The sequence below is a fragment of the Aphanothece sacrum FPU1 genome, assembly GCF_003864295.1.
Lineage (GTDB): Bacteria > Cyanobacteriota > Cyanobacteriia > Cyanobacteriales > Microcystaceae > Aphanothece_B > Aphanothece_B sacrum.
In genome coordinates, this window is record NZ_BDQK01000013.1 from 696178 (window position 1) to 711361 (window position 15184).

Annotated in this window: 24 protein-coding genes; 8 read left to right on the top strand and 16 right to left on the bottom strand. The window is 35.7% G+C overall.

Annotation, left to right across the window (positions count from 1 at the left end):
* Positions 1-86: 86 nt before the first annotated feature.
* Positions 87-581 carry an ureidoglycolate lyase gene (locus AsFPU1_RS13935; RefSeq protein WP_124970744.1) on the bottom strand — a complete coding sequence of 165 codons (495 nt, stop codon included), beginning with the start codon at positions 579-581 and terminating at the stop codon, positions 87-89.
* A gap of 93 nt (positions 582-674) precedes the next feature.
* Positions 675-998: a hypothetical protein gene (locus AsFPU1_RS13940; protein ID WP_124970741.1), complete on the bottom strand. Its 324-nt coding sequence runs from the start codon at positions 996-998 to the stop codon at positions 675-677.
* A 136-nt stretch (positions 999-1134) separates the two neighbouring features.
* Between AsFPU1_RS13940 and dxr the strand changes: the two genes are divergently transcribed.
* Together dxr and AsFPU1_RS13950 are read left to right on the top strand one after the other, a co-directional pair.
* Positions 1135-2331: a 1-deoxy-D-xylulose-5-phosphate reductoisomerase gene (dxr, locus tag AsFPU1_RS13945; RefSeq protein ID WP_124970738.1), complete on the top strand. Its 1197-nt coding sequence runs from the start codon at positions 1135-1137 to the stop codon at positions 2329-2331.
* 140 nt (positions 2332-2471) lie between these two features.
* Positions 2472-2687 (top strand): hypothetical protein, encoded by a 216-nt coding sequence (locus AsFPU1_RS13950; RefSeq protein ID WP_124970735.1) that lies wholly within the window; start codon positions 2472-2474, stop codon positions 2685-2687.
* A 177-nt stretch (positions 2688-2864) separates the two neighbouring features.
* Here the strand turns inward: AsFPU1_RS13950 and AsFPU1_RS13955 are convergent, their stop codons facing one another.
* Together AsFPU1_RS13955 and asnS are read right to left on the bottom strand one after the other, a co-directional pair.
* The gene (locus AsFPU1_RS13955; protein WP_124970732.1) at positions 2865-3242 is read right to left on the bottom strand and encodes a nuclear transport factor 2 family protein; all 378 of its coding nucleotides are present in this window, start codon (positions 3240-3242) and stop codon (positions 2865-2867) included.
* 48 nt (positions 3243-3290) lie between these two features.
* A complete protein-coding gene (gene asnS, locus AsFPU1_RS13960; RefSeq protein WP_125061124.1) occupies positions 3291-4682 on the bottom strand; it encodes an asparagine--tRNA ligase in 1392 nt (463 codons plus the stop codon).
* Between the two features lie 102 nt (positions 4683-4784).
* Here asnS and AsFPU1_RS13965 point away from each other — a divergent pair, with 102 nt between their 5' ends.
* Positions 4785-5102 carry a hypothetical protein gene (locus AsFPU1_RS13965; RefSeq protein WP_124976589.1) on the top strand — a complete coding sequence of 106 codons (318 nt, stop codon included), beginning with the start codon at positions 4785-4787 and terminating at the stop codon, positions 5100-5102.
* 2 nt (positions 5103-5104) lie between these two features.
* Here AsFPU1_RS13965 and AsFPU1_RS13970 read toward each other — a convergent pair whose 3' ends face one another.
* Complete coding sequence (locus tag AsFPU1_RS13970; protein WP_124976587.1) at positions 5105-6511, bottom strand: slr1306 family protein; 1407 nt, start codon at positions 6509-6511, stop codon at positions 5105-5107.
* Positions 6512-6649: 138 nt separating this feature from the next.
* Between AsFPU1_RS13970 and AsFPU1_RS13975 the strand changes: the two genes are divergently transcribed.
* Positions 6650-6892: an AbrB/MazE/SpoVT family DNA-binding domain-containing protein gene (locus AsFPU1_RS13975; RefSeq protein WP_124976585.1), complete on the top strand. Its 243-nt coding sequence runs from the start codon at positions 6650-6652 to the stop codon at positions 6890-6892.
* On the top strand, positions 6892-7221 hold the full coding sequence (locus AsFPU1_RS13980) for a type II toxin-antitoxin system PemK/MazF family toxin (RefSeq protein ID WP_124976583.1): 330 nt from the start codon (positions 6892-6894) through the stop codon (positions 7219-7221). Before AsFPU1_RS13975 ends, AsFPU1_RS13980 begins: the two co-directional genes overlap by 1 nt.
* Here the strand turns inward: AsFPU1_RS13980 and AsFPU1_RS13985 are convergent.
* Both AsFPU1_RS13985 and AsFPU1_RS13990 read right to left on the bottom strand, forming a co-directional pair.
* Complete coding sequence (locus AsFPU1_RS13985; protein WP_172957548.1) at positions 7213-7545, bottom strand: type II toxin-antitoxin system HicB family antitoxin; 333 nt, start codon at positions 7543-7545, stop codon at positions 7213-7215. The two genes, AsFPU1_RS13980 and AsFPU1_RS13985, sit on opposite strands and share 9 nt — an antisense overlap.
* The gene (locus AsFPU1_RS13990) at positions 7542-7796 is read right to left on the bottom strand and encodes a type II toxin-antitoxin system HicA family toxin (protein ID WP_124976581.1); all 255 of its coding nucleotides are present in this window, start codon (positions 7794-7796) and stop codon (positions 7542-7544) included. The genes AsFPU1_RS13985 and AsFPU1_RS13990 overlap by 4 nt, the downstream gene beginning before the upstream one ends.
* 425 nt (positions 7797-8221) lie before the next feature.
* On the opposite strand from AsFPU1_RS13990, the gene AsFPU1_RS13995 reads away from it, so the two are divergent.
* The 3 genes from AsFPU1_RS13995 (at position 8222) to AsFPU1_RS14005 (ending at position 11712) form a co-directional block, all read left to right on the top strand.
* Positions 8222-8794 (top strand): type IV pilin-like G/H family protein, encoded by a 573-nt coding sequence (locus AsFPU1_RS13995; protein ID WP_124976579.1) that lies wholly within the window; start codon positions 8222-8224, stop codon positions 8792-8794.
* 324 nt (positions 8795-9118) lie between these two features.
* Positions 9119-9682 carry a type IV pilin protein gene (locus tag AsFPU1_RS14000; protein ID WP_124976577.1) on the top strand — a complete coding sequence of 188 codons (564 nt, stop codon included), beginning with the start codon at positions 9119-9121 and terminating at the stop codon, positions 9680-9682.
* Positions 9683-9966: 284 nt separating this feature from the next.
* Positions 9967-11712 carry a peptide ABC transporter substrate-binding protein gene (locus AsFPU1_RS14005; protein ID WP_124976575.1) on the top strand — a complete coding sequence of 582 codons (1746 nt, stop codon included), beginning with the start codon at positions 9967-9969 and terminating at the stop codon, positions 11710-11712.
* Between the two features lie 733 nt (positions 11713-12445).
* Here the strand turns inward: AsFPU1_RS14005 and AsFPU1_RS14015 are convergent.
* From AsFPU1_RS14015 to AsFPU1_RS14055, 9 genes are all read right to left on the bottom strand, one after another.
* Positions 12446-12715 carry a type II toxin-antitoxin system RelE family toxin gene (locus AsFPU1_RS14015; RefSeq protein WP_124976573.1) on the bottom strand — a complete coding sequence of 90 codons (270 nt, stop codon included), beginning with the start codon at positions 12713-12715 and terminating at the stop codon, positions 12446-12448.
* Positions 12712-12942, bottom strand: coding sequence for a hypothetical protein (locus AsFPU1_RS14020; RefSeq protein ID WP_124976571.1), 231 nt, complete (start codon positions 12940-12942; stop codon positions 12712-12714). The genes AsFPU1_RS14015 and AsFPU1_RS14020 overlap by 4 nt, the downstream gene beginning before the upstream one ends.
* A 202-nt stretch (positions 12943-13144) precedes the next feature.
* A complete protein-coding gene (locus tag AsFPU1_RS14025) occupies positions 13145-13333 on the bottom strand; it encodes a type II toxin-antitoxin system HicA family toxin (protein ID WP_124976569.1) in 189 nt (62 codons plus the stop codon).
* Positions 13314-13553: a type II toxin-antitoxin system HicB family antitoxin gene (locus AsFPU1_RS14030; RefSeq protein ID WP_124976567.1), complete on the bottom strand. Its 240-nt coding sequence runs from the start codon at positions 13551-13553 to the stop codon at positions 13314-13316. Before AsFPU1_RS14030 ends, AsFPU1_RS14025 begins: the two co-directional genes overlap by 20 nt.
* A gap of 118 nt (positions 13554-13671) precedes the next feature.
* Positions 13672-14031, bottom strand: a complete 360-nt coding sequence (locus AsFPU1_RS14035; RefSeq protein WP_124976565.1) for a type II toxin-antitoxin system RelE/ParE family toxin — start codon at positions 14029-14031, stop codon at positions 13672-13674.
* A complete protein-coding gene (locus tag AsFPU1_RS14040) occupies positions 14024-14284 on the bottom strand; it encodes a hypothetical protein (protein WP_124976563.1) in 261 nt (86 codons plus the stop codon). Before AsFPU1_RS14040 ends, AsFPU1_RS14035 begins: the two co-directional genes overlap by 8 nt.
* Positions 14285-14483: 199 nt before the next feature.
* A complete protein-coding gene (locus AsFPU1_RS14045; protein ID WP_124976599.1) occupies positions 14484-14699 on the bottom strand; it encodes a DUF2442 domain-containing protein in 216 nt (71 codons plus the stop codon).
* A 71-nt stretch (positions 14700-14770) separates the two neighbouring features.
* Positions 14771-14974: a DUF6887 family protein gene (locus tag AsFPU1_RS14050; protein WP_227873591.1), complete on the bottom strand. Its 204-nt coding sequence runs from the start codon at positions 14972-14974 to the stop codon at positions 14771-14773.
* Complete coding sequence (locus AsFPU1_RS14055; RefSeq protein ID WP_124976561.1) at positions 14955-15146, bottom strand: DUF6888 family protein; 192 nt, start codon at positions 15144-15146, stop codon at positions 14955-14957. Before AsFPU1_RS14055 ends, AsFPU1_RS14050 begins: the two co-directional genes overlap by 20 nt.
* Positions 15147-15184: the final 38 nt, after the last annotated feature.

Consider the following 15184-nt stretch of genomic DNA (forward strand, 5'->3'; position numbering starts at 1 on the left):
AAAGTCATCACAACAGTGATTAAAAAATAGGCGTTGCATCACTACAGGATGATTTAACTTTTTCCTAATTTTTAAAGTTTCTAATTTTAGAGAACAATTTCAAACCTGAGATGATCTTGTTCATTAAAATTATAAGTAAAATGATCAATAACATTGGTATCACTCAATTCTAAATTATAAAAATCAACAAAATCATGATCAAAATGAGGTCCCGCGTGCCAAGTTCCTACTTCTAATTTAATAAAACAATTTCCTGGAATTTTAAAGGCTTTTAATTGCATAATATCAGGGTAATTTTTATTCTCAGGAGGCGCAAAAGCCATCAACCATTCTTTCCCTTCTAAAGACCCCAAACACTGAGTACATTGACCATGACGAGTGATATGATTGAATTGACGACCTCGTTTTTTTAAGTGCATAATATAAAATCGAGGGATACCATTTGCTAAATTTAATTGAGCATCAGTCTCATCATAAATTTTACCATCTTTTGATGGAATAATTAACTGTCCATAAGGCTTAAAATTATCTGAAGTAATTTCTATCGCTGGTAACTGTTTAAGAGTAATCGTTGTACTCATAACTTTAAGTTCCTGTTTTAACATCTATTAAAAATATCTGTATCAAAAGTTTATTACCTAAGACTAGAGTAATAAAAACTCAGTTAAAAATAGTTAAGTATTTCCTGATATAACCAACCGACAAACTGCTACTAAAAAAACACCAACTGCTGTAATTAATATCCCAATAAGTGTCCAAATTTGCGCCTTAGATGAGCCTTTTAATTCTTTGACATCCTCTTTAATACTTGCTACTTCTGTATCAAGTGCTTTAATTTCTCCCTTAAGTGATTCAATAGAGACTTTAGTTTCAGTTCTAAAATCATTAACATCTTTTTGGAGAATATCAAACTTATCATCAAGTCTGTCTAATTTATTGTTAATTTGTCCTAAAATTTCTTCTAATGAATAAGTGACAGTAATTGGTGTTTGACTCATAAATTCAGTTCCTCTGGGGGACTACTTTTATTATCTTTTATCTTCGCCGATACCTCACATTTTAACCCATAGACTTTCCAGATGGCCCCAATAAACGTATAGTAAGAAGTGATCCCTAATTTAATTATGCAGCATTGTGAAAAAAATATCTATTCTTGGCTCTACTGGTTCTATTGGAACACAAACCCTCGATATTGTTAACCAATACCCCGAACAATTTCAAGTAGTTGGTTTAGCGACTCGTTCTAATGTAGAATTACTAGCAAAGCAAATTAAGCAGTTTCGTCCTGAAATTGTAGCTATTGGTGATGAGAATAAGTTAGGAACCCTCAAAGAGGCGATCGCTTCTTTTGACTATTCTCCTATCCTCCTTGCAGGGGAAGAAGGGGTGATAGAAGTTGCCCGTTATGGAGATTCTCAAAGTATTGTCACCGGAATTGTCGGATGTGCTGGATTATTACCTACCATTGCTGCTATTGAAGCAGGAAAAGATATCGCTTTAGCTAATAAAGAAACCCTCATTGCTGGAGGGCCAGTAGTGTTACCTTTAGTGGAAAAATATGGGGTTAAATTATTACCCGCAGACTCAGAACATTCGGCTATTTTTCAATGTTTACAAGGAGTTCCTGATGGGGGGTTACGACGCATTATTTTAACCGCATCTGGTGGGGCATTTCGAGATTGGTCTGTTGAACAATTAAAGTATGTTACAGTTCAAGATGCTCTCAAACATCCTAACTGGTCAATGGGACAAAAAATTACAGTAGATTCTGCTACTTTAATGAATAAGGGATTAGAAGTTATTGAGGCTCATTTTTTGTTTGGAATGGATTACAAAGATATTGATATTGTGATTCATCCTCAGAGTATTATTCACTCTTTAATTGAGTTACAAGATACCTCAGTTTTAGCACAATTAGGCTGGCCTGATATGCGTCTTCCCTTGTTATATTCCCTATCTTGGCCCGAAAGAATTTATACTGATTGGAAACCATTAGATTTAGTTAAAGCAGGTAGTTTAACTTTTAGAGAACCTGATCATGATAAATATCCTTGTATGCAGTTAGCTTATGCAGCAGGTAAGGCAGGAGGTGCCATGTCTGCGGTCTTAAATGCCGCAAATGAACAAGCGGTAGCTTTATTTTTAGCTGAAAAAATTGCCTTTTTAGATATTCCTCGTGTCATTGAAATAACTTGCGATCGCTTTACGTCTCATAATTCTTCAACTCCTAGTTTAGAGGATATTTTAGAAGCAGATAATTGGGCAAGAAAAATGGTTTTAATGGCAACTGAAGAATTAGGTAAAACCAGTCATTTTGTTTCTTTAAAATAACTTATATAGCAATCCTAAATCATTTGTGAGAAGTGACACGCCGCATTTTGCTTGTGATCTATTAATTCAAGTAGGGATCAACGGCCGTTGACCCCTACAGATATATTACTCTCATATCTGATTATTTTTTAGTGAATAATATGCCCATTAACTTAATTTTGTTAATCGCAGCTTTATTAGTTTCTTGGCTAGTATTTCGTTGGTTATTTACGGTTATTAAATCAAGTGCTACTACGGCTATTTCTATTGCTGTTATTGTGTTATTATTACAATTAGGTTTTGGCATCGGCCCTGAGAAATTATGGAATGAAATTACAAATATTCCACAAACTTTTCAACAGCTTTTTAAAAAATAATAGAATGTACACAAAAACCATGTAGAGGCAATTCATGAATTGCCTCTACTAAATTAATGAGCAAAAAATCCCGTTAATAATAAGGGTAATAAAATCAAAATACTGATAATTAAAACTGCCGTTTGTGGACTAACAGGAATGGTATTTTTATCAGGTTTAGTCATCGTAAATTCTCTCTTATCTTATTAATTGTGCTTTGAGTTTGTTCTCATCCCAATAAGCTTTTACTTGGGTAATTTTATCTGCTTCATTTAGTTCAAAAGTGGTAATTCCTTCGGCAGTTGCTTCTCTCCCATTTTTACTAATAACCGTCATTTTCCATTTCACTGCCGCTTCATTATTCACCACAAATAAAGATTCTTTCACTATCTCAAATTTAGCATAAAAAGTCGTGAGGATAGTAAACAATTTAATTGAGTCTTTTTCAGGGTTTAAAGGAGGTTTTCCCACGGGATCATAAATAACCGCATTATCTGCTAATGTTGCTAACCAACCATCAGGATTCATCGCGGCTAAACTATTATAATAATTGGAAATTGTTGCTTCTATTGACATAATTTTTTCTCCTGTAGGGCGATGCATTGCCCACCTAAAAGGTTAACATTAAAATTCAGCACTTAAGGGGGTACGAGGGAAAGGAATCACATCTCGAATATTACCCATTCCTGTCATAAATTGTACCAGTCTTTCAAAGCCTAAACCAAATCCCGCATGGGGAACTGTTCCATAGCGTCGTAAGTCTAAATACCACCATAAATCATCAGAAATAATACCCATTTGTGCGATACGTCTTTCTAACACATCTAATCTTTCTTCCCGTTGAGAACCGCCGATAATTTCCCCAATTTTTGGGGCTAAAACGTCCATAGCAGCAACGGTTTTTTGATCCTCATTGAGACGCATATAAAAGGCTTTAATCGCCGCCGGATAATTAGTCACAATTAAGGGCTTTTTAAACAGTTCTTCGGCTAAATAGCGTTCATGTTCTGACTGTAAATCTATACCCCATTCTACCGCATATTCAAACTGTTTATCAGCTTTTTCGAGTAATTTAACTGCCTCCGTATAAGTAATGCGTTCAAACTCATTATTAATAATATTATTCGCTGTTTCTAAGACTGACTTATCAATGCGTTCGTTAAAGAATTCCATATCTTCTGGACAGGTTTCTAAAACATATTTAAAGATATATTTTAAGAATTCTTCCGCTAAATCTTGATCCCCTTGAAGATCACAAAATGCCATCTCTGGTTCTACCATCCAAAACTCAGCTAAATGACGAGATGTATTAGAATTTTCTGCCCGAAATGTAGGGCCAAATGTATAAACATTTTGAAAGGCCATGGCCATAACTTCAGCTTCTAATTGACCACTTACGGTTAAATAGGCCCGTTTCCCAAAAAAGTCTTTATCAAAGTCTATTTCTTGTTGTTTATTGCGAGGAATTTTGTTTAAATCAAAATTAGTAACGGTGAATAATTCTCCTGCCCCTTCACAATCACTGGCCGTAATAATAGGAGTATGAACCCACAAAAAATCTCGTTCTTGAAAAAAGTTATGAATAGCAGTTGCACAAGCATTTCTGACCCGCATAACTGCCCCCATTGTATTTGTACGCGATCGCAAATGTCCAATAGTTCGTAAAAATTCAAAGGAATGACGTTTTTTCTGGAGAGGATAAGTTTCGGGGTTAGCATCTCCATAAACTTGTACAGAAGACGCTTTTAATTCAATTCTTTGCCCCTTTCCAAGAGAGGTAACTAAGATACCTGATACTTCTACAGAAGACCCAGTATTTAGGGTTTTAATGACATTATTATAGTTAGGAATATTAACATCAATGACTACTTGTAAATTACCCATAGAAGACCCGTCATTGACTTCCATAAAAGTAAATTCTTTTAATTGTCTTGTCGTTCTTACCCAACCTTGAATAATAATGGTTTCATCTGGTTGACCATGACGTAAAATATCTCTAATTCGTTTAGTTTGCATCGTTTCTTAAAATTAGTATAAAGCCATTAGTTAGCTATTTTATCAATTATAGCGAGAACTTGATAAAATAAAAAGATAATCATACCATTGGGAAGAAAGATAATGGCAGTAGAACGCTGGACAGATGAAATGCTTGATGAACTCGCTTCTAGTGTGAGTCAAATGCGAAATAGTATGACTGATATGCGAGACAGTATTACTGATGTACGAGATAGCATGAGTGATGTACGAGATAGTATGGATAGTTTGAGAATAACATCTCAAGTTTTGTTACAAGTTGCTGCTCAAAATCAACAAAAAATGAATATGTTTGAACAAGAAATAGAGTTAATGAAACAACGTCAAACAGAAACTGATCAAAGATTTAATATTTTACTCGAAGAAGTTCGTTATCTCATTCGAGGAAAACAAGAAGATTAAGATTAAGAAGGGGATAAAGTGGATAAATGAGGGACAGTTTGTTTAACAAAATTCTGAAGTAAAGCCATTCGTTGATTATTCTCAAATACTTGTTTTAATTTTTGGGAAAATTGCTCAAAATTAATCCCATTCTGAGTCTCAGAATTAATATCTTGAACTTGAAAATATTCAATTAAACTTAATCCTGCTACTCTGGTTAAATAAGCAGCACTAATGCCTTGAGTCGCACCACCTGCAATATATGTAATCATATTACTTTTTAGTAAACCAGCGATCGCCTGAGTAGACATTTCAACTAACCCTAATTGCATCATTAATTTACCAATTGTACCTGATGCCGTTTGTCCTTGAGAAAGAGAAAATTTTTGTTGATAAATCCCACTCAAATCCACTACCATTTGACTACTAATAGCCGCAGTAGCTAATAAATCTAGGGCCGCTACCGGATTAGCAAAAGCCGTCGCCGCAGCTATCCATTGATATTGTTCTATTATAGGAAGGGCGCGATCGCGTCTAACCTGATTTAATCTTTCTTGCGCTTTTTGCTTAATTTCGGTAGATTCACGCCAAATGCTGCCCCAAACTAAACCTTTTCTCTCTTGTTTAATAATTTCTTGTAAACGCCCTTGTAACTGTTGTACATCAGAAGTTTGTTTTTCTTTCCATTCTTGGATAGTTCCATCATCTCGGTGTTGTCGAACCATTATATCTCTGGGAGCGGCACTAATAGGAATAATATCCTCAGAAGGAATAATAGACTCTACCCGTTGACGTAACATTTGTAAAATTAACGCCCGTTCTTCTTGACTATAATTATCTTGCTTATTAAAAATCAACAAAGAACGTTGATAGTTACGGTGTCTTTCTTGGAGATATTGCCATTGAGAGTCGGTTAAATCTCCATTAGTCAAAAATAACAGTAAATCGGCGTTAATAGAAGTATTTTCTACTTCTGTAAATAACGGTTCTGTATCTATCCAGTTTACTTGTTTAGCAATATTTTCCTGAACTAAAAGCTGTTTTAGAGTAGTTTTCCCCGTATTTTTGCCCCCGACTACAGCAATAGAAAGATTTTGACGTTCAAAAGTCTGAGATACTTGGTCTAATTGCTCATTTAAGTCAGAAATATCTTGATTTGGGGCTTCTTCCTGAAAATAATTGATCACTTTTTGGGTTTGGGCGATCGCATCTTTAACCATTTCTAGGGTGAGAGGAGATACAGACAAAACTGTTGGTAAAGCTTTAGTTTGACGTTGCCACCACCAAAACCCCGTTCCTAAAGTCATGGCCCCTAAAAGTCCCCATTCACCTAATTGTAGGAATTTCTCTTGTAAACTTTCTCCTATCCATAAGAGAAAAGAAATGCCAATACCAGCGACGAGAATAGGCTTATTTACTTTAACTGTCATTTTCCCCTCTTTAGCTACCCTTGACTCGATTGTATCGTTATTGGGGACGATTGACGATGAATCTAACACTCCAGTCTAGGAAGTCTATAATATACATAGTATATATCTAGCGATTCACGAAAAAAGAGGTTATAAACCATGAAATCTCAAATTGGGAAGTGGGGTAATTCTTTGGGGTTCCGCATTCCTAAGCATATTGTCGAGACTCTGAACTTAAAACCTCATGATTCAGTTGAATGTTTCATCGAGAATGGTAGATTGATTGTTGAGCGCATTGATCAACTGCCAGAATTTTCCTTAGAGGAGTTACTAGATCAGGTAAGTGAACCTTCTGAGGAAGAAATAGATTGGGGAAAACCTTATGGGGACGAGGTTTGGTGATGTATATTCCCCAGCGACAGGATTTTATTTGGCTTAATTTTGATCCGCAAGCTGGCCATGAACAAATGGGGAAAAGACCCGCTTTAGTGGTTAGCCAAGATGATTTTAATTGTAAAATGGGTTTTATTTTTGTCTGCCCCATCAGTAATACACAGCGCAACAACCCCTTTTACGTTCCTATTCCTGAACAAACCGTAGTAACGGGAGTCATCATGGCAGATCAAATGCGATCACTCGATTATCGTGCTAGACAGGCAACTTTTCTGGGTAAATGTCCTCACATACTCTTTCAGGATGTTTTGCGACGCATTAAACCCATTCTATTTTAGATACTCTTTAATTGCCTCTGCTATAAACTTGTTAAGGTTCATCCCTCTTTGTTGGGCCGCGATCGCTGCTTGTCTGTGGAGATCACTTCCTGTTCTGATATTAAAGCTGCCTTTAAATGGTTTTTCTGGTTCTATTCCTTGATCTTTGCAAATTACCAGGTAATCATCGACCGCTTCTTGAAAATTTGCCTTCAAGGATGGTACATCATGTCCTTCGTAACTAATTAAACTGCGGATATACTCAACTTTTCCGTAAAATACCTCATCTTCGTCATTGTAATTAACTGAACCAAAGTATCCTTCATACTCCATCATGTTTTTCATAGTAGTCCCTCTTGTTTGAGAATCTCAATCACTTGTTCTATCTGATACCTTTTTAAAATATTGTGAGGATGGGGTTTATGAATACTAATAACCAATCCCGAAAAATTGACAAAATTTCGTCTGGAACCCCCTGTTTTTCCCGTTTTTCTCTCCTCAAAATCGAATCCACTCAAGAGAGTGATTAATTCCTCCCAAGTAAAATCTTTTGGTTTACTTAACAGACGCTTGATCAGCTTCTCTTTTCGGGTCATTTCAGCCTCGATTCTCTTATTCAATTGTGCGCTATTTTATAACTAAATGCAACTATTTTTAGTTGCTTAATTGCTTCTGGAAATCAAAACTCAGCCGATTATTAACTGTTGTGACCGTTATTAGTCCATTTTAATGGACTTATTCTGTTAGCCGTGAAATTGATTTCACGGCAGACTGTGGAACCTAACTAGGAAGCCATGTTTTCGTAGGGGCGGGTTTTTTCCATAAATCAATGATTCTCACAAAAAAACTAGATAAACCCGCCCTCTCTACCAAATCCTTACGAGATAAGCATTTCAGCCCCGTTGAAATCTTTGGCAAAAAAAAAATTCCTGAAGTGATATGAAATTTGATCAATGTGGGTATGTTCTTTTTAGAAGACAAAAAACACACAAACGTCTACCACAAACAAGGAAAAACACCAATGAATACTCAATTTCAAGCTAAACTTCTCCAAACTCTCGCTAACAAAAAAGGAAACAAAGGTTTCACCTTAATTGAACTATTAGTTGTTGTTATTATTATCGGTGTATTAGCTGCGATCGCTCTACCTAACCTTTTAGGACAAGTTGGTAAAGCCAGAGAATCTGAAGCAAAAAGCACTATCGGTGCAATGACCCGCGCTCAACAAGGTTATTTCACAGAAAAAGCCGCTTTTGCTTCCAGCAAAGACCTTCTTGAAGTTCCCACCGGAGGCGAAAAATATTACTTCATCAACATTCCCTCTGCAGGACTGCAAATGGCACAAGGTAGTGAGAGTCCTACCGTTCTACAAAACGGTGACAAAGCCAACGAGAAAAATGGCACCCGCGACTATATCTCTGGTATTGCTTATGATACCCTCAATCGTACATTCTCTAACCAAGTTTGTCGTGCAGATAATAGCAAGAAAGCTACTAAATACGTGCTGACAGCAACTGATGCTCCCACTGGTACCAATGGCATTGCTGATAGTGCAGCTGTTACCTGTAAGTCTGGTACTGAACAAATCAAATAGATTTGAGGTCAAAGCAACTCTTGCTTAATGGTGAATATTGACAGGTGGTGTATTAAGATTCCCGCCTGTTTTTATTTATATTGACGTTTAATTATGTTCGACTATTTAGCGATCGCATAAATCCGATTCTACTAATAGTTTAAGCTAATTAGTTCAACAATGAATAATGGATAATGACCTCTCTCTAAAAGGGAAGATGATTGAAAGAAATGAACTTTGTTTATTTCTCCTTGAAAGGAGAGGTTTTAAAGCGAATTAATTAATTATCAATTGTCAATTATCCATTGATAAAGTAGGTATGATTCTTTACTACTAAAAATAGCCATGACTAATGTAATATTTAAGCACCTTATCCCAAAAAAATTTGATCAAGGATTTACCCTAATCGAATTATTAGTTGTTGTTATCATTATTGGCATTTTAAGCGCGATAGTCCTACCCCAAACAATGAACTTTATTGCCAAAAGTAGAGAAGTAGAAGCAAGAAGTATGATGGGAGCTTTAAATCGCGCACAACAAGGTTATTTTAATGAAAAAGGTATATTTGCCACTAGCGCACAACAACTAGAAGTGCCACCGGGTAATGAAAAATATTATACATTTGTCGTCAATCAAAGCAATGATGAAACCGGAGGGTTACAAGGTGCAATAGGTAAAGACAATAAGGGTTATGGCACTCGTGATTATGCAGGTGCAGTTGGTTATAATACAGTGAATCGAAGCTTTTCGACTGTTATTTGTCGTTCAAAAGATAAAGCCAACCAATATAAAATTACAGGTTTAACATCTATTAATACAACTACAGGTACTGGCACAGTGGCGGGTGCAACAGGTGGAATAAAGGCTCAATGTGATACTACTTTAACAGAAGTTGAAGAAATTAATTAATTAGAAAGGGACAAAAAAGTATTACAAATTGAGAGAAGAAGCTAAACTAATAATTAATAACAGACCTTATGTCTGATTCTATAAAAACTAAGTCCGACGAGCGCGGACTAGATTTTAGGTTGCGTAGGCAACCTTTGTTTGTATAGCTTAACTCTGAGCGAGTTAAATTCTATTATTTGTAATATGTTATGTTGCATTATTGAATCCTGAAGATTTTTATTAAATATTAATAAACTAATGTAAAATATAATCGAGTTAACAGTTTTTGAGGAGTCATCACCTAAGTGTTTCAGAAATTATTTAATCGTTCTTTTTTAAATTTACTTGTTTGTGTATCTTTGGGTTCATCTTTTGTCTTATCTGGTTGTAACCCCAAAACAGAAACCCCTAACGCTTCTGTTCCTTCTCAGACCCAAAATGACACCTTAAAGCTATTATACTGGCAAGCTCCCACTATTCTCAATCCTCATCTTTCTACAGGGTTTAAAGATTCGGAAGCTAGTAGAATTACTTTAGAACCTTTAGCGAGTTATGATAAAAATAGTCAATTAATTCCTTTTTTAGCGGCTGAAATTCCTACTATCGAAAACGGAGGAATTGCTAAAGATGGTAAGTCAGTAACTTGGAACTTAAAACAGAACATAAAATGGTCAGATGGGACTCCTTTTACGGCTGATGATGTAGTCTTTACTTATCAATTTATTACTAATAATAAAGTCGGGTCTACCAGTGCAGAAACTTATACGAATATTGTCAAAGTTGAAGCTTTAGATAAGTATACCGTAAAAATAACTTTTAAGACAAGTACCCCCTCTTGGGATCGTCCATTTACTGGCACATCAGGAATGATTTTACCTCGTCATAGTTATGAAAAGTATAACGGAGAAAATGCCCGACAGGCCCCTGCCAATTTAATACCTATTGGTACAGGACCTTATAAAGTAATTGAATTTAAACCAGGAGATGTAGTCGTTTATGAGGCAAATTCTTACTTTAGAGATGAGGATAAATTAGGCTTTAAACGGATAGAATTAAAAGGAGGAGGAGATGCGACATCGGCCGCTAGGGCAGTATTACAAACTGGGGACGCTAACTATGCCTATAATCTGCAAGTAGAAGCCCCTATTTTGAAACAATTAGAAACAGGAGGACAAGGAAAAATTATTTCATTATTAGGGCCATTAAGTGAAAGAATTCTAGTAAATTTATCTGATCCTAATCAAACAACTAAAGAAGGTGAACGTTCTAATTTAAAATTTTCTCATCCTTTCTTTAATGATAAAAAAGTTAGAGAAGCGTTTAGTTTAGCCGTTGATCGTGATACCATTGCTCAACAATTATATGGGGTAACAGGAAAACCAACTGCTAATTTTTTAATTTTACCGCAAGAATATAATTCTCCTAATACTAGCTATGAATTTAATTTAGAGAAGGCATCTCAATTATTAGACGAAGCAGGATGGAAAGACACTAATAATAATAGAACCAGGGATAAAAATGGAGTAGAAATGAAAGTTTTATTACAAAGTTCTGTTAATACTCTGCGTCAGAAAACCCAAGAAATTATTAAACAAGGATTACAAAAAATTGGGGTAGGAGTAGAATTAAAAAGTATTGATCCGAGTGTATTCTTCTCTAGTGATCCGGCGAATAATGATACAGTTGAACATTTTTATGCAGACTTACAAATGTTTACTACAGGGAATGATAATCCTGATCCGAGTACCTACATGAAAACCTATACTTGTAATACTATTCCTCAAAAAGCAAATAATTGGTCAGGAGATAATTATTCTCGTTATTGTAATCCTGAATATGATCAATTATGGGAGGCATCCAATAAAGAATTAGATCCCAAAAAACGTGCAGAAATCTTTATTAAAATGAATGATATATTGGTGAAAGATTTTGTTGTCATTCCTTTGGTTCATCGCGCTGAAGTTGCTGCTATTAATAATCAATTACAAGGTTTTGATTTAACCCCTTGGGACAGAAATACTTGGAATATTAAGGATTGGAAAGTAAAATAATATTAGTGTGGTCGCTGACATGACTAAAATGCTACCATAGATTAACTTATACTGGTATCTCGCCAGAAATATTTTCATAAACATCACTTATTCTTAACTCAATATTGATTGAAGATAAGTTGATTACTCCTCCTTGATCTCGATTTTCTTGTAATAACCATTGATTATCTTGTGTCTTTGTATAATGTTCAATAAAATAGTCAGATTGATCAATTAAAATATATTCTTTAAATTGAGGAATTGAACGATAAGATAAGAATTTATCTCCTCTATATCATGATATTCATGTTTAAATTCTGATATTTCCTCTAGTTTTCGATAATTTTCTAGAGAGATAATTTGCTTTTTGGGTGTAGTATGTGTAGATTGTATGATCATATATCAAGGTTTTTGAACTGTAAATATAAAAAGTAAGGTTGCTTCTACCTTCATTATAAGTAACTGGACAAAAATAAACGTTACGGTGAAGTGAGCGCCGGAGCAGGGGAGCGCCGGAGCAGGGAGAGGGGTTACAACCTAGTTACATTTCTTAACATAGTATTGTTTATTTATGTCCGACTACTTAATTGTTATGTTGGGTTTCGGAGTTATTAAGCTAACTGACAAGATTAGCGCTCGCTACCTTATAAACAATAGATTTAATACCAGAGAGACAATCTCCTAAAGTTTCTCCTATTGTCAACCCAACCGACAAGATCGGCGATCGCACTGCATATCCATTAATCGCCTCGAACTACATCCGTTTTAGCAATTCATCGTACTCATCGTGTGTGCCAATCCAATACCAGTAAATATGGTCGCCTTCGAGTAAACCTAAAACACGATAATTGAGACTGACACGAGCAGAATAAATCGGTTGCTTCTGACTGACTCGCTTGAACTGAAGGCTTGGATGATAAGGATCTTCTTGCCAAAGGGCGTAAGCTTTATTGGTTTGTTCTTGAACTGATGCAGGCAGATCTCCTAGCCGCTTGCGAAATGACTTTGTGACGCTTGATTTCATTTTTGTGTTGGGAAGACCTCATCAAGTAGAACAGTTTCTCCTGCTGCGATCTCCTGCCGCACCATTGCCGTCATCTGATCCCATTGATCCTCTGTCGTGGTAGTAAAACGGGTTTCCCATTTTTGCTCGTCCTGCAACTCTGCCAAAAACCGAGCCGCGATCGCATCTTGCTGGTCGGGTGGGAGTTTTTGGATTTGGGCGATCGCTTGTTGAAGCAGTTCTGTCATTTTTCAGTAGCAGTTAACACCGCAAAATCATATAGCTTATTTATTTTACCCAATATAGAATAAGGGTTGCCAGACTCCTAATTTTGACAAGTTGTCCACCAAAATCCTTATATAGAAATTTATTTCTCTTCAAGACGGTGCGTTACATTTCATTAACACACCCTACAAGATCGGCGATCGCACTACAACATTAGAGATCGCACTAAAATTTCGGCAATAAACCAGCCTGTTTGCAGATTTCATTGGCTGTAATTCTATCAAAAATTTTATGTCTCTTTACAGGAATCGTTTTAGTTTCATTAGTATAAATTGAGTGATTACCACCTTCTCTCAAAAGATAAAAACTGTTTTCTTCAAGGTAGCGAACTAGATCACGTCGTTTGACCGACATAATTAACCTCAACGGGCATTTGTTCTATCAGGCTGTTGCCCAGTGGAATTTCTTTATACTGCTGTTGATAGGCTAAAACCATTTCCTGGGTAGCATCTCGCAACATCTGTCTACATTCTTCTAGATCTTTACCTTCGGTGACAACTTCTGGCCACTCAATGAGTTGACCCATATAACCCGCATCAATTTTAATGTATTTAGCCGTATAGCTTTGTATCATTTACTGGTAATCTTATTAATCATTTAGAATATATTCATTATAAAACAGAATCATGCTTCGCACCCTACAAGATCAGCGATCGCACTGACGAGATTAGCGATCGCTGTGGGATGTTGGGTCAGAGGAACTTCTCTGACTCAAAATTAGTGATAATCTGCTTAATTTTGACTATACTAATATCATCTTGCTCAGATTTTGTATAAATATCCAACAACACAATACCATCAGTTATTTTCAGCCAATAAATCAGACGATACCCACCACTTTTACCCTTTTGGATATCAGTATTTTTAATCCGAACCTTATAAGCAATATATTTAATACCAGAGAGACGATCTCCTAAAGTTTCTCCTAATCTTAGCTTTTCTAAAATTGGCTGTAAATCAGTTTGAAGGTGAGGATATTTTTTAGATAATAATTGTACCTTACGTTTAAATTCACGAGTAGCTTTAATTTCAATTGGTGTCGGTTCAGGCAATGTCTGTCTCCTCCCATAATTGAGATAGGGGTACAGTTTCACCTGCTATTGCCTGTTGCCACGATTTCTTAAAGCTTTCTTCTGAAAAATCCTCATCTACATTAACTAATTCCTCACTATTTTCTTCGGGTTCAGAAACTAAAATAATGACTTTAACCCTTGACGGTTGTGATGAGGTAGGAGAGAGACGAAAATCCGGCAATTCAATCTTGCCATCGGCAGTCACATTAGCGGTTAGTTCGTAGGCTTTCATAGATAGATTAGCTCAATTTTAGACCTGATTTAAACAATAATTGTAAAACCCTGTAGCGCGGGCAAAACTCTATTGTTATTTTATCTTATTATTAATGATATCAATTTGCCTGCCCTACAAGCTCAGGCTTCTATCCTAATCATGATTGTTGTGTTGGGTTTTGGAGTCGTCAACCCAACATACAAGATCGGCGATCGCACTAGGTTTGAGAAATAGAGTCAAGATATAGAGTATCAGGACATATATCTTGTTCGTTTGGCCAAGTTACTGTACCGTCTAGAATTTTTACTTGATTAAAATAATGTTTATTTCTAAGTTCTTGAAAGATGCCAAAGTCCAGAAGTGGTGAACAATCATAAATTTTTTTCTCTTTATTAGTAAATATGAGTTGTAATTGATAGTTGGGTAAGGGGATAAATTAATTACACATAGTTATCCTTGTGTAGCATAGAAGAGAAGAAATTCATAAATTAGTATTTTACTAAGTTAGTCATTGAGTTTTTTCTCAAGGAGTTCATTAAGTTTAGTTTCCTGTTCTAATAAAGACATATCTACCTCAAAATAGATAGCATTTGGACGACGACGGTTAGCGAATTCTTGCCAAGCTTTCTCATCGTCTCTATGAGTTAAAACATAACTTCTTAGTTCCTGAAGACTCATAGTTTTAAAATTAGGTTGTGGTGACATCATATCTCCAGTTTCCTCCTTCAAAAATAGTTATTTCAATTGTCCCTTGTTCTCCAGCTATAACAAATATCTCTTTTCTTTTACTATCATACCGAAGTAATTGAATCGGTCGGTAACAATTAGAGAGTATTTGACAGAGAATAATACATTTTGATGATTGTAAGGCTGTTGGCATCTTACTGATTTTTTTATAATAACAAAAAAGGTGGGCAT